At 68.7% G+C, this 13623-nt stretch carries 12 protein-coding genes, 1 pseudogene and 1 CRISPR repeat array; of the genes and pseudogenes, 7 read left to right on the forward strand and 6 right to left on the reverse strand.

The window, feature by feature from the left end:
- Window positions 1–73: 73 nt before the first annotated feature.
- Window positions 74–4270 (reverse strand): LamG domain-containing protein, encoded by a 4197-nt coding sequence (locus ACFV4P_RS02490; RefSeq protein WP_380466456.1) that lies wholly within the window; start codon window positions 4268–4270, stop codon window positions 74–76.
- Between the two features lie 515 nt (window positions 4271–4785).
- Between ACFV4P_RS02490 and ACFV4P_RS02495 the strand changes: the two genes are divergently transcribed.
- The 5 genes from ACFV4P_RS02495 to ACFV4P_RS02515 all read left to right on the forward strand — a co-directional run bounded on the left by ACFV4P_RS02495 (window position 4786) and on the right by ACFV4P_RS02515 (window position 8098).
- Window positions 4786–5262 (forward strand): hypothetical protein, encoded by a 477-nt coding sequence (locus ACFV4P_RS02495; RefSeq protein WP_380466458.1) that lies wholly within the window; start codon window positions 4786–4788, stop codon window positions 5260–5262.
- Window positions 5263–5458: 196 nt separating this feature from the next.
- A complete protein-coding gene (locus ACFV4P_RS02500; protein WP_380466460.1) occupies window positions 5459–5914 on the forward strand; it encodes a hypothetical protein in 456 nt (151 codons plus the stop codon).
- A gap of 556 nt (window positions 5915–6470) precedes the next feature.
- Window positions 6471–6878: a hypothetical protein gene (locus tag ACFV4P_RS02505; RefSeq protein WP_380466462.1), complete on the forward strand. Its 408-nt coding sequence runs from the start codon at window positions 6471–6473 to the stop codon at window positions 6876–6878.
- Complete coding sequence (locus tag ACFV4P_RS02510; protein WP_380466464.1) at window positions 6878–7780, forward strand: hypothetical protein; 903 nt, start codon at window positions 6878–6880, stop codon at window positions 7778–7780. The genes ACFV4P_RS02505 and ACFV4P_RS02510 overlap by 1 nt, the downstream gene beginning before the upstream one ends.
- A gap of 54 nt (window positions 7781–7834) precedes the next feature.
- Window positions 7835–8098, forward strand: a complete 264-nt coding sequence (locus ACFV4P_RS02515) for a hypothetical protein (RefSeq protein ID WP_380466466.1) — start codon at window positions 7835–7837, stop codon at window positions 8096–8098.
- 50 nt (window positions 8099–8148) lie between these two features.
- A CRISPR array of direct repeats spans window positions 8149–8416; the repeat unit is 28 nt; unit sequence GGTCAGCCCCTGCGCGCCCGGGTCGGAC.
- Between the two features lie 194 nt (window positions 8417–8610).
- Here the strand turns inward: ACFV4P_RS02515 and ACFV4P_RS02520 are convergent.
- Window positions 8611–9084: pseudogene (locus ACFV4P_RS02520) on the reverse strand (RNA-guided endonuclease InsQ/TnpB family protein); the annotation flags it as partial.
- Between the two features lie 57 nt (window positions 9085–9141).
- Complete coding sequence (locus tag ACFV4P_RS02525; protein WP_380466468.1) at window positions 9142–9879, reverse strand: helix-turn-helix domain-containing protein; 738 nt, start codon at window positions 9877–9879, stop codon at window positions 9142–9144.
- Between the two features lie 290 nt (window positions 9880–10169).
- Between ACFV4P_RS02525 and ACFV4P_RS02530 the strand changes: the two genes are divergently transcribed.
- A complete protein-coding gene (locus ACFV4P_RS02530) occupies window positions 10170–10418 on the forward strand; it encodes a DUF397 domain-containing protein (protein ID WP_380466470.1) in 249 nt (82 codons plus the stop codon).
- Window positions 10419–10630: 212 nt separating this feature from the next.
- Window positions 10631–11482 (forward strand): Scr1 family TA system antitoxin-like transcriptional regulator, encoded by an 852-nt coding sequence (locus ACFV4P_RS02535; protein ID WP_380466472.1) that lies wholly within the window; start codon window positions 10631–10633, stop codon window positions 11480–11482.
- Window positions 11483–11525: 43 nt separating this feature from the next.
- Here ACFV4P_RS02535 and ACFV4P_RS02540 read toward each other — a convergent pair whose 3' ends face one another.
- The 3 genes from ACFV4P_RS02540 to ACFV4P_RS02550 all read right to left on the reverse strand — a co-directional run bounded on the left by ACFV4P_RS02540 (window position 11526) and on the right by ACFV4P_RS02550 (window position 13437).
- Window positions 11526–12362, reverse strand: coding sequence for an SAM-dependent methyltransferase (locus tag ACFV4P_RS02540; RefSeq protein WP_380467108.1), 837 nt, complete (start codon window positions 12360–12362; stop codon window positions 11526–11528).
- Between the two features lie 262 nt (window positions 12363–12624).
- Window positions 12625–13056 carry a hypothetical protein gene (locus ACFV4P_RS02545; protein WP_380466474.1) on the reverse strand — a complete coding sequence of 144 codons (432 nt, stop codon included), beginning with the start codon at window positions 13054–13056 and terminating at the stop codon, window positions 12625–12627.
- Between the two features lie 156 nt (window positions 13057–13212).
- Entirely contained in the window at window positions 13213–13437 is a 225-nt protein-coding gene (locus ACFV4P_RS02550) for a hypothetical protein (protein WP_380466476.1), read from the reverse strand.
- Between the last annotated feature and the right edge of the window lie 186 nt (window positions 13438–13623).

Raw genomic sequence — 13623 nt, forward strand, 5'->3', positions numbered from 1 at the left:
ACGCCAGGCGGGTGGCAGAAGAGCCGGGCCGGGCGGCAGGGTGCCGCCCGGCCCGGGAAAGGGGGACGGGGAATCAGACGCCGGGGACGGTGGGGAGCTCGATGCCGTAGTCGGCGAGGTGGATGATCTGCTCGCTGGTCAGAACGCCCTGGTAGAGCCAGACGTCGTCGAGTTCTCCGGAGAAGTACTCGCCCCACGCACCGCCCGACCGACTGCGGCCGAACTGCAGGCCACCGCTCGCCTCATAGGGCACGGAAGTCCCGGTGGTGGCGGTGCGCGGCGTGCAGTCGGTGGATCCCACGGGGCAGTACACGTTTCCGGTGGTGCCGTTGACGTAGAGGGTGAGCCGACCGGCGAGGGCGTCGTAGCTGACGGCGAGGTGGGTCCAGTTCTGCCACAGCGAGATGCCGGGGGCGTAGGCCACCAGTGTCCGGGCGGCTCCGGTGGCGGCGTCGGCGTCGCGGAGCTCGGCCTGCCATTCGCCGCTTGGCTGCCCGTTGGCGTCCAGGCCCAGGTAGTGCCAGCGGACCGTGACCGGGCTGTTGGTCGCACCGGGCAGGGCGAGCACCGTCATGTCCCGGGTGGGGATGCCCGCGGTGTTCGCCCACGCGGCCAGAGTGAAGCTCTGGTTGGTGTGCAACGGGGTAGTGTCGGTCGCAGCGTAGCCGGTGGTGCCGTCCAGCAGCAGAGTGCCGGGGTTGGGCAGCATGCCGCCGGCGTCGTTGATGGAGGCTCCGCCGTTGAGGGTGGCGCCGCGGTGGCCGGGGCCTTCGTCTGCGGTGACGGCCGGGATGCCGGCGGCGGCGTTGAGCTTCCAGCGGCCCGCCAGTTGCGGACGCTGCTGCACCATCGTCGCGGCCTCCGGCCCGGTGACGATCCGGTCGAACAGGCGCACGTCGTCGATGTCGCCGCCGAAGAACTCGGTGTTGACATCTTCCCGGTTGCCGGCTCCGATCTGCAGCGCGCCGGGGTTGGCCCACGGCGAGTTTTGGGTGTAGTCGGCTTCGCCGGCGAGGCGGCCGTTGAGGTAGAAGCGCAGCTTCTTCGCGGTGGTGTCGTTGACGCCCAGCAGGTGTGTCCACTCACCGTTGCTGCGGCAGGGGATGGGCCTGGGCCTGACCGGGTCGTCGACGACGCAGTCGGGCTGCGAGATACGGACCATGGTGTCGGCGGCGGTGTCCTCCTTGTACCGGCCGAAGACCCACTTGCCCGAGGTGCCGGAGTAGTAGAGGGCGAACTCGCTGTTGTGCTGGCCGATCTGGCTGATGGCGACCTTGGTCGTGGTGTCGCCCGCTGCGGGCGTGGGCAGCTTCACCCATGCCGCGACCGAGAAGTCCCGGGCACCGTCGACCTGCGGCCTTGCGGTGCGCAGATAGCCGGTGGTTCCGTCGAGGCGGACGGCCTGCCCTGCAATGCCGGGCACGCCGGTCTGCACCGACCCGTTGGGCGTCAGGGCGTCCGTTTCGGGCGCGCCCTTGACGGTGGCGCTTCCGCTCTCGTCGAGGTGCCAGACGGCCTTGGCGGGCATGCCGCCGGCGGTCTGGTCGGCGGCGACCTTCGCGGCCTGGGTACCCGTCAGGGCCCGGTCCCACAGCTTGACTTCGTCGACCGAGCCGGGCCATGCCGCGGCCCACTGTCCCTTCCAGCGGTCACGGCCGAACTGCACCGGGCCGTGGCCGTCCCACAGCGCGGCCGGGACCTGGGTGGAGCCGGCCAGCGCACCGTTGACGTACAGCAGGATCGAGTGCGCCTGTGCGTCGTACACGCCGGAAAGGTGGGTCCACTGTCCGGTCTGCGCGGTGTTCGCGCTGACCACGAAGGTGGTGCTGTCGGAGTCGCCCGGCGCGCTCTGGACCTTGAACGCCCAGCGGCTGTCGGCGCCGACCATGTACGTGCCGAGGGTGAACGCGTAGTAGTTGGGGCCGTTCTGGCTCACCGCGACCCGACTCGTGGTCGCGCCGTTGAACTGCACCCAGCTCGACACGGAGAAGCTCCGGGAAGTGTCGAGCACCGCCGCCTCGGTCTGTGCGTAACCGGTCGCCGCGTCCCCGTTGAACGCCAGGGCGTTGTTGACGCGGCCTGCGGAGCCAGCGGTGGCACCGGAACCGAGGATGGCGGGAACCTCCGCGCCGCTTCCGTTCAAGTTACCGTCCATGCTCCAGCCGGCGCGCTGTCCCTGCCCGGCCAGGACGTTGAAGTAGAACGTCTCGGGCTGCGAGGCGTTGCCCGCTCCGTCGACCGCGCGGGCCCACAAGTAGTGCAGCCCGGGGGTCTCCGGGAGTGCCTTGACGGTCTGCGCAGCACCGCCGGTGGTCGCGATCTCACCCTTGGCGGTGTTCGAACTGTCCAACCCCCACTGATACCTGACCACGTCGGTGGACGCCGACTTGACGGTGAACGAGCCGTACCGGCCGACGCCGTCGGTCCACGGCAGTGCCGCAGTGGCATCGCTGGAACCCGGATAGGACAAGGACGTGATCACCGGCCCCTGCGGGGCGGTGGTGTCGACGATGAAGTAGCAGGCAGTCGGATCCCCCTCCGAGGACCAATCACCCCACGCAGCGCCGTCCCAGGCCCGCGCCTCCCAACTGAGCTGAGTGCCCTGCGGCAGATCGGCGGGCAGGGTCCACGAGAAGATCGAGCCGTTGCCCTTGAACGCGTTGGAATCCGGTGCTGCGTCCTCGGAGCCGGTGGACCACCAGCGGCGGCGCATCCCGTCGCCCGCGTCCCAGGACGCGGCGAACTGCACGCCGATCGCCTCACCGTCCGGGTCGGTGGCCTTGACAGTCACCTGAGGCATCTTGTTGATGCGCACCGGCTGGGCCTGGCAGGCCCCACCGGGGGAGGCGGCCATATCGATGGTCGGGATCTGGTTCGGCTTCAGGTTGTAGTAGACCTGCAGGTAAGCGCCGTCGGTGAACCGCTTCCAGCCGTTCAGGTCGCTCTCGTTCTGCGCCTTCAGACCGAAAGTGATGGTCTGCCAGCCCCAGTTGGCACCGTCCTGCACAAGCCGCTTCAGGTTGGCGTCCACATCGCCGCCCCACTCCAGCCAACCCGAGTCGCAGCCGGAATTCCCCTTCGCAGCCGTGATGTCCTGGAGGTGACGCATCCAGAAACCGCTGTTGTTCTGAGCGTTCCAGTTCAGCCCCGGATAGATGGCGCCGCTCTGCCACAGTTCGACCGGGCGCGGCTTGGCGCAGTCGTAGGTGTGGCTCTCGTAGGTGCCGAACGTGGCGCGGATGATCTGCTTGCCGACGAACGACCCGGTGGGCACCTGGAAGAACGCCCTCTTCACGTCGGTCGGCGCGCACCTGGTCGTGTCGCCGCAGTAACCGACGCCCCAGTCGTGAACGGGGTCGGAGCCGTTGGTGAAGTGCCAGTACGCCTGGTTCGGGTAGTACCGCGACACGCCGGCCCATTCGGTGGCTTTCGGGGTGTTCCAGGCCGGGTCGATCTTCACAGGGAAGACCGTCTTCGGATCGTCCAGCATGGCCCGGTCCGGCGTCAGACGCATCTCGTTCTTGGTCAGGTCGACCTTCAGCCGCGCGACCCTGGCACCGTCGCCCGGCATGTCTCCCGCTGCGGACGACGCCCCGGCCGGCTCACGCGCAGCAGCCTGGGACTCGGCCGACAGCCCCGCCGGCGCTGCCGCGGCCGGCGAGGAGTCCCACATCACCGGCGGCGGCGCCTCGAAGACGGTCCCGCCACCGGACGTGTCCACCGCCGACAGCGAGCCATCGGTCTCCTGGCGTACCGTCAGGCCGCCCGTCTCCAGGCCCAATCGCAGCTGGTCCAGCTCGGGGTTCTTCGCGGCCTCGGCGGTGTGCACCACGACAAGCTGTGTGAAGCCGGTCTTCGTCGCGGTCAGCCGCAGGTCAACGTCCGGCAGGATCTCCCGGTACTCGGCCGCAGAACCCTCCACCACCGGCTTCGGCAGCGCCTTCGGCCAGGAGACCTTCAACTCCTTGCCGGCCCGCACCATCCGCACCAGCGGCTGCCCACTGCCACCGCCCGAGAACTCGATCTCGGCGGTCGCCGCCTTCGGCGCCACCGCACCATTCGACAGCACCGCGAGCGTGGGATCGAGATCCACCCAACCGCCCGCCCTGCGCACCCGCTTCGGCTGCACATAGGTCGTCGACAACAACTTGCCGTCCGGCTGCGCGACGACATCGGAGCTCTCGCCCCGTAGAGCCTCGACCTCCACCGGCTTCCCGGTCCGCCGCGCCTCGGCGACCGCCAGTGTCTCCGCCGTGTCACTCGGAGGCACCGACGCCGCCGAGTTCTCCGGCAGTGCCTCTCCCGCCGCCCTCGCCGAACCGGCCACGCCCGGTATCCCGAACGTGCCCGCCACTACGCCAACGGAGAGTACAGCCGCGGTCCACCCACGCAGCCTCCCCCTCCGCACGGATCTCTCCACGTCACATCCCACAAGGTTTCGGTGATCATCACATGCGAAGCCAGATCCTCACGAAGTTCTCATGCGTTTGTCAACGACCAATCGCGGCAAGGTAAATGAGGCGCAAAGAGCAATTAGTGTGAAAACGTCCGAAACTTGCTGCTAGAGAGCCAAAAGTGGATGGATGCATCCTGAGTTCGCATTTGTCATCGCCAAGTAGCGGGAAACAAAGGTGATATGACAAGACGTCAGAAAAACTATAGCGGGCGTAAGTTGATGCGTTGGCTTGCTCGTCGACCGGTGCGCTGAGAGCGCGTTTGAGATCTGCGACGGGCCAGGACTGGGCGGGCATCCGTGCTGTCGTGGTCGGCACGTAGGGTGCGGCCATGACTGTGCCTGACCTGGTTCCCATTCGGCATGAGCCGCACTTCCGGACGTCCACCATCGGGCTGTGGGGCGGAGGCCAGTTCTTCGCTCACCTCAGCGGTGTGTTCGCGGGCCGGGACACTGATGGCCGGGTAGTGCGGCGGTGGTACTCCGCGTTGCACGAGTTCGACGTCGACGGCCAACACCTGGACTCACACATCAAGTCGGCGGAAACGATCGCGGACGGACCGGAGAGGGTGCCGGTGGTGGAAGCCGCGCAGCGGCTTATCGGCGAGTGGCTGGATTCGCTGCCGGGCCGGCGGTTCGCCGACATCGTCGTCGCCCCGTTTGCCGTGGAGGTCGACGGCATACTGTTCGGCCTGGTCCTTGAGTGCCGCGGGGAGTATCCGGAAGGGGAGGAACAGGAAGACTGGGCCGAGTTCTATCCGAATCGCCTCGGGTTCAGCGCGCCGTGGGACGGCTTGTGCGACATGTGAGGGGATACGGAGGCGCGGTCAGCCGGTGATGCGTGAGAGTGGTCGCGGGCCGGGTCGGTTTTCCAGTCGGCCCCGGGGTGAGCCGGCGGACCTCGCTGCCATCTGAACTGCCTGCTGCTCGGCGACCCTCCGAGGCGTCGCCGAGCAGCAGCTTCAGCACCTTGGAAGCCCTATGTATCTGATGCATAGTGGTCCTGTGAGCAACGAGAATCCTGAACTCTCCGCCGCCGTCGACCAGTTCGGCAGCACCGACGCGCTCTGGCAAGCCATGGCCACCCTGACCGCCGCTGCCGCATCCGAACGGGCCGCCGCCATGCGGAAAGTGGTCGAACTGGCCGGCAGCCAGACCGCAGCCGCACCGATCCTCGGCCTCGACCAGACCACGATCAGCCGCACCCTCGGACGGGAGCGGACCCTCCCGCCGCTCCCGGCAGACGCAGTAGCGGCGCTGAGGGAGCGGATCACGCAACTGCTGGACAGCGGGCCCGCGTCCGCGCCGATGGACGCCGACACCTTCGCCCGCTACCGAGACGCACTCGGGCTGGACAGCTCGAAGGCGAAGACCGCCAAGAACAAGAAGTCCACCCCCAACGCCGACGGCCTGAGCAGCAGGCCCAAGAAGCCGAAGGGCACGGGGAAGAAGAAGAGCTGACGGTTGGGCGCCTGCCCTCCGGGGTGCACGCGACAGGGGAGGGCGTGGCACCCCGGAGGGCCGTGCAGGCCGGTCACTGCTCCGCCGGCCGCGCCCGTCCCGCGCGCGTGTGGGGCGCCCAGGACGGGGATCATGGGCGGCTGGTCAGCTCCGGCCGCTGTCGTTGCTGGGCACATCCCCTCCAGGCGAGTGCTGGCGCGGGCCTGCCGCCGTGGGCCGCCCAGCAGGCGATCGTTGTGCAGACCGTAGACCTCGCCACTGGCGCTGTCACCCCGTTGGCGTGGACGTTCATCGCCAATCAAGATGAGCGCGACGGACGTCCACCAGTCGCGCCCTGCGACTCGCCGAACGGAGGAGGCGGGCCGGCAGTCGTGGCGATGCGCCCCGCGGGGGCCTGCCGCCGCTCTCGCGCGAATACACCCATCGCAACTCTTTGTGCGTCTGAGCCTTCTCTGCTCTGACGATGCACTACCTTGTGTGCTCCAGCGGGCCACAGTACCCGGGTTGGCATCAACTGTGCGGGAGATTAAGGATGTTGACGGATAGTCTGCTTCAGTTGGCCGCGGCGGGCGGAACAGCGATCGTTGGCGCTGCCGCCACGGATCTGTGGCAGGGCACCAAGGGCGCGGTGGCCCGGATCCTCGGGCGCGGTGATGACCGGGACGCGCAGCGTGTGATGGTGCAACTGGACCGCATCCCGCTGGAACTTGAGCAAGCCTCCGGGCCCCAGCAGGACCGCGTCCGAACGGCGCTCCAGAACCGGTGGACGGAGAAGCTGGCTGAGCTCCTGGAGGGCAACCCGGAGCTGGAGGGTGAACTCCGGTCGCTGGTCGAAGCTGTTCGCGCCGGAATTCCGGCCACGCAGCAGACCTTCGTCCAGAACAACAACGCCACTGGCGGGGGCGTGCAGAACATCACCCAGACCGGTGACATCGTGGTCGGCGGAAATCCCCGGAACCAGTGATGAACGCCGACGATCCGCGGGCCGCCCAGTCGAACAACGCCACTGGCGGCGGCGTGCAGATCATCACCCAGGCCGGCGACATCGTGATGGAGTCGCGCGAGGAGTCGAGACCCCGAGCGAAGCGCAGCCGGTTCATCAGATTCGGACTTGCTGCGGTCCTGGTCGTCGCAGCGGTGGCCGGGTGGATCGCCGACGAGCGCGACCGAGACGCGCAGATGGCTGACATGGTGCGGGAAGGGCTGGCGCTGATGCCCAATCTCGAAGCCGCCAAGGTGTCGGCCTACATTGCCGGAGGCAGCTCGGGCGAGGTGCTCGATGGTGATTCTCCCCCGGAGAAGGTCACTGACGTGCGTAGCCCGCATGTCGATCTGAAGTTGGGCAACGTTGTCCACGGTGCCTCTCTCATCACCAAGGCCAGCATCACCTTCACTCGGTTTCAGAGCCTCGAACCGTGCAGTGCGGAAGGCGGTCCGCGCGTCTTCACTGCGGACTACCAGTTCGCCATCCCGGACGGCCAATTGGAGGTGCCGCTGGCGAGGCCGTTCACCCTGTCGAAGGAGTTCACCCACGAGGTGGTCGCCGACAAGTACGATCGCTTCGAGCTCACTGTGGGATCGAGAAGCCGTCCCGAGGGTGCCGCGCCCTGGGTGGCGGTCATGGAGGTAGTTCTCGAACACGACGGCGGGAAGCAGTTGAAGATCGGGCCGATCGCCGTCGTCGACACTGGCAACATCTCGACCTTCCACCCGGACGGCGATCAGTGGGTGTTCCCCGCCAGTCCTGCCCCTGGATGTATCGAGAAGAACCTCGAACTTGTCTCAGATGTTCTGCGGACCCCGAATCTCGTGGTCTCGAAGGAACTTGCCAGCCTGAACCGCACCCTTCAACAGTTCAAGAAGTGATGCCCCGGGCCTGCCGGGTGGCGCCGGGCGCTGGACGGGGCGAGGCTCGGAGGCATGTCGATCATCGTGCTGGTTGAACGGGACACCGACCGGGAGGCCAGCCCGGACGGCGCCGAACCAGCGGTCGTGGCGGTACACGCCGCGGGGGCTGACCCGGACGTGCCCCTGGACCCGCTGCCAGTGACACTGTGCGGCCTCGACACCGCGCAGATGGAACACTCCGAGTACCAGCGCACCCGCCCGGGGCAGCGGTGGTACCCGCCCGAGTTCGCCGCCGTGCGGTGTCTGGAGTGTGAGCGGGTGCTGCGCCAGGCGTGAGGCGACGCGCCGACACCCAGTGCCGCGATGGCCGTTGCCGAGTCCATCGAACGCGGCAACTGTGCGCCCGGGTCGGACGCCGCCAGTCCTCCTCGGTGAAGCGCAGGAACCGGTCAGCCCCTGCGCGCCCGGGCCGGACTTGGCGAAGGTCGCTGAGGTCTGCCCTTGCTTCGGTCAGCCCCTGCGCGCCCGGGTCGGACAGGTCCTCGGTCTCTCGGACGAGCGGCGTGCCCGGTCAGCCCCTGCGCGCCCGGGTCGGACGAGGTCGGTCGGCCGTGGCCGGCTGGGTGGGTCAGCCCCTGCGCGCCCGGGTCGGACCCTTCGTGACGAGGTGACCCACCGGGTGGTGGGCCTTCCCGCTTCTGCCTTTCGGCGCGTCCGTCCTGGCCGGTATCGGCCGGGTGTGGACTTCTACGGGCGTTTACGTCGCTCTCTACCAGGGGGACGGCGTGCCGGGCGATGTTGATGGCCGCGTTGTGGTCGCGGTCGATGGCCAGGCCGCAGGTGGTGCAGGTGAACACCCGCTCGTGCAGCGTCAGCTTGGGTTTCGCTGTTCCGCAGGAGGAGCAGGTCTTGCTGGACGGGTGCCAGCGGTCGAGGACCGCGAGCGTGGAGCCGTACCAGGAAGTCTTGTAGGTGAGTTGGCGTCGGAGTTCGCCGGGGGCGGCGTCGAGGACGGCGCGGTTGAGGCCGGCCTTCTGGCGTACTCGGCGGCCGGGCTGTTCGACGGTGCCGCGCGCGGAGGCGCTCATCCCGCGGACGTGGAGGTCCTCGACGGCGACGATCGCGAACTGGGTGGAGAGTCGCTTGGTGAGCAGGTGCACGGTGGTGGCGCGGCGCTGGGCGATCCGGTGCTGGATGGCGCCGACGCGCCGAGCGGCCTTCACCCGCCGCTTCGACCCGCGCTCGGTGCGCGACAACGCCCGCTGCGCCTTGGCGAGTTGGCGTGTCCAGGCGTTGAGGTGGCGGGGGTTGTCGACGTGCACCGTGGCCGGGTTCGCCGGGTCGAGGGGCTGGGAGAGGGTGGCGAGGTGCTTGATGCCTCAGTCGACGCCGACGGTGCCGCGTTCGATCTGCGCGCGGGTCGGCTTGTCGGGCACGTCCTGGAGCACCTTGGTGAGGACGCTGGCGTACCAGCGGGTGCCGCCGCGGGAGACGGTGACGGACTGGACCACCGCCTGGCCCTTGGCGATGAGGCGGGCCAGGCGCTTGCCGGAGTCGTGGATGCGGATCGACCCGAGTCGCGGCATTCGGAGCTGGCGGTAGCCGTCGAGTCGGATCGTCGGGGTGGTCACGGTGTGGTGCAGGCGGAAGGAGTCGCGGGCGCGGCCCTTGCGCTTGAAGTGCGGGTAGCCGACAGGGCCGCCGGCGAGGGAGTCCTGCCAGTTCTTCCATGCCCGGTCGGCGTCGTCGAACGCGGACTGGAACGCGTACGTCGACACCTCGTGAAACCACGGGCACGGCCGGTGGGGGCCGTGGAAGCCGTCCGGGGGTTCCGGGTCGGTGCGGGAGTCGCCCTTGATGGCGTTCAGCCGCTTCTTGATTCCCGGGTGGCGGGGCGTGGGCACCTTCACCGTCTTGCGGGCCTGCGCCTCCGGCGTTCCGTCGGCGACCAGGGCATCGACCTGGGTGCGCCACTGCCGGTGCGCGGCGACCTTCTCGCCGAGGGCGTGGTTGAACGCCCACCGGGCCGCGCCGGCGTGCCGGTTGAGGTCCGCGATTTGCGCGGGGGTCGGATCCAGGGCGAACCGGAACGCCCGCAGCGTCTCAACTCGTGTCACGGCAGACCTCACCCCTTCCCGCGTGCCGGTGCCGGTGTCGACGAGAAGTGACTGTAGGGGCTGGCACTGACAACGCGGGCCCCGAGCTGCCGGTCCGATCAGAGGCTGATCGGTATTTATTGTTTTTGATTCACTTTCACCCTATCGGGGAGTGGCGCTGTTCGATTTCTGGGCGCAATGATTCATTTCGCGCTCTTCGGGCAATTGCACGGGCTTCTGACCTGCGAAGGTTTCGGAAAGTATGACCGGGGAGTGGAATGAGTTGCTTTTCGTACAAGAGGAGACGAGTCATGGACCGTACTGGCGAGCACTACAACGGGATGCCGGCAGCTGCGATCGAGTCGCCGCATCCGGCACAGAAGGCCCAGAAGAGCCAGGGCTCCGGACAGTGTGTGGCGATGCGCGGCTTGGCGGACGGCCGCGTGGCGGTGTTCCACAGCAAGGACGAGGCCGGCCCCGCGCTGATCTTCAGCCGGGCGGAGATCGAGGCCTGGCTCGACGGGGCCAAGAAGTCGGAGTTCGACAACCTGGCGGCCTAAGTGATTAAGGGTTTCCCGCTGCGCGGGAAACCCTTGGCGTGACGACGACGCCTCCCTTGTGTCAAGCTGATGGCCACAATTCAGTTTGCAAGGGGGGCGACGTGCCGAACGGCCCGTTCAACCATGAACATTCGGACGATGATCCGATCCCCATTTCGCGTGCCCACGACGCGGGCACTGCGGAATGGTCTGTACCTGCTGCGCAGCTCGGAATGGATCTGCGTGTCCTGCGTGGCGATCGGACCCTGGACTGGGTGAAGGCCCGCACTCACTTCTCGGTGTCGAAGTTGAGCCGCATCGAGAACGGGCAGCGCCGGCTGAACAACCCGCAGGACGTCGCAATGATCCTCGGCGTCCTCGGGGTTCGGCCCGGTCCCGAGCATGCGCGGCTGATGAGCCTCGCGGTCGACGCCTCGAAGAAGAGCACGGCTGGATTCCACCGTGATGCGGGCGCCGGCGGGCAGCACCGACTGTCGGGGATGGTGAAGCAGGCGTTCCGGCTGCTCGCCGTCGACTCCCATGTGATCCCCGGCGCGCTGCAAACACGGCCGTACATGGAGGCGGTGACGCAGGCGACGCTGCTGCGAACCAGGCAGCACGAGCTGCCGGGGGTGGTGAAGGCGCGGCTGGCCCACCAGTGCGTGGTTCAGGAGTCCGGGGTGCGCGCCGTGTACTGCGTGCAGCAGTCGGCGCTGTACCGGGTGATGGGCGACCACGCGACCATGGTGGAGCAACTGGAGAAGGTGCTGAAGTACACCGAGATGCCGCAGATCGGCGTCCGCATCATCCCGGTGGAGATGCCGCTGGGGCTGCACTTCACGAACCTCACGAAGTTGGACTTCGACTCGCCCCGCGCGATGCCGGAGCTGATCTACGTGGAGATCGGAGACCGGGAGAGCCACTACTACTACCCCGACCGGGACGAGGACTCCCAGACGTTCCACGGCTACCACGAGACGCTGGTCGACATCGTGGACAAGGCGTTGGGCCGTGAGGAGAGCCGGACGCTCATCCGGATCGCGATCGAGTGGCACCAGAAGAAGATCCGGGGCGGGGCACGTTGAGCCTGGGGGCCGCAGAAGCGGCCCCCAGCGTGGTTCGGGGGCGTCATCCAACGCGGGCGACGCCCCCGAACTCGACCCATTCCAGGGTGCGTTGCCGGGGGAAGACGTCCCGGTCGGGGCGCCAGTAGGTCACGTCCATCAGGCCGGGCTCCTCGATTCGGAGCCGGTCGATGTCGAAGTAGGCCCGGACCTCCGCCTCGGTGCGTACCCTGCCCCAGTGGCCGCCGGTGCCGTTGTACATCAGCTGGGTGACCGCGTTGCGCACCGCCTCGTCGTCGCTGACGAGCTGGCAGACCACGACCACGCTCCCCGCCGGCAGCGCGGCGACGGTGCGCTGGATCATGCCGAATGGATCCTGCTGGTCGGTGAGACAGTGGGTGACCGAGACGAACAGGGCCGCAGCGGGTTCGCTCAGGTTGATCAGATCGCGGAAGCGACGGTGTTCGAAGATGCCTTCGGTGTCCGTCATATCTGCCTTTATCAAGGCGACTTGGGGGTTCTCGTCCAGCAGGAGGCGTCCGTACGCGTGGACGTGCGGGTCGTTGTCGATGTAGACGACACGGCAGTCGGGGTGGACGCGTTGGGCGACCTGGTGGACGTTGTCCTGGGTCGGGAGACCGGAGCCGTGGTCGATGAACTGGCGGATCCCGAAGTCGCGGGCGATGGTCTCGACGACGCGGATCAGGAAGGCCCGATTGTTCAGTGCGAGCTCCCGGGTGCTGGGCGCGATCTCCAGCAGCGCGGCGACGGCCTCCCGGTCGGATGGGTGGTTGAACCGGCCCCCGAGTAGGTGGTCGTACATTCTGGCGGCCGTGGGCCTGCTGACGTCGATCGTGTCCCACGGCGAGTCGGTCTGTTCCCGCGGGAGGTGGTCGTACAGCCTCTCGGTTGTCGGTTCTCCCGCGTCGACCCTGGCCGGTAGTGATTCGCTCACGCGTCCCCCTTCGCGTCGGCAAGTCCCTTTTGCATACGCTGATGTGACGACCAGTCATCGTAGCGTGAGGGCATGGCGAAGCGGCATCACCCGCAGGGGTGTGCGTGGCGCGGGTATGGCGAGCCCTGGCGCGGGCCGCACCGGCGCACCCCCCGGGTGGGTGAGTGCGCCGTCTACGCCCGCTGGTCGGCAGGCTTCGTTGTCCGGTCTACGGGGTGGCGTTCCCCCTTCGTTCGGCGAGGAGCCGGCGGGCTGCCCGGATCTCGACCTGGAGCTCGGGCTCGGCCAGGCCCATCAGCTCCGCGGCCGTGCAGGCGGGCATGCCGAGCCGCTCGTGCAGGATCGCGGCGTCCGCGGCGCGGGCGGGCAGCTCGCGGTGCAGCGAGTCCGTGCCGGGGTGGGGCGAGCGCGCGGCGGCGTCGGCCACGGCCTTGCCCAGCACCCGCCAGGCGAACGCGGCCGGGTCGGCGGCCAGCATCGCCGCCCAACTCAACTCAGTGAGCCGCAGGGCCTGCTCGACCACGCGGCGACTCGCCTCGCCGTCGCCCAGCCGGGCGCGGGCGTACTGCTCGTAGGGGCGGTGGCGCAGCTGTACGAACGCCGCGTACCCGAGTGCTATCGCGGGCCGGGGACCGGACACCGTGGACTCCTCCGGCGTCAACTCGACGAAACGGCGACACCCGTTCCGGGCGGGTGCTCCGGGCCCGCAGGCCCGGAGCAAGGGACGGGGCCCGGCGCATGGGGGCGCACCGGGGCACCGCGGCCGGACGGGCGCGGAGCCCCGTCCGTGAACTGGTCAGCGCCGGCGGGTCACAACCCCGCTGACCTTCACGTCCTGCGCCATCCTCAGCAGCGCCAGCAGCAGGCCCGCACGCTCCCAGCCAATCGGGGTGTCGCTGGTCGCCGTCCAGGCCAGCACCGGCAGCGCGAGCAGCGCGCCGAGCCGGGCCGAGAACCCGACCGTCCACAGCCGGGACAAGTCCTCACACGGCCTCCACACCCTGCTAGCGTGGAGATTCATCGACGAAATGATCGCTCGATCCCGAGCGGGTCGCTCAAGCATTGGCAGCACCTTGCTTCGATCGGCCCTTCGTCGTGGGGGGGGGGGGGGGGGGGCCCCCCCCCCCCCCCCCCCCCCCCGCCGCCGCCCCCCCCCCCCCCCCCCAACCCCCCCCCCCCGCCCCCCCCCCCCCCCACCCCCCCCAAC

The organism is Kitasatospora sp. NPDC059795, from assembly GCF_042732175.1.
Lineage (GTDB): Bacteria > Actinomycetota > Actinomycetes > Streptomycetales > Streptomycetaceae > Kitasatospora.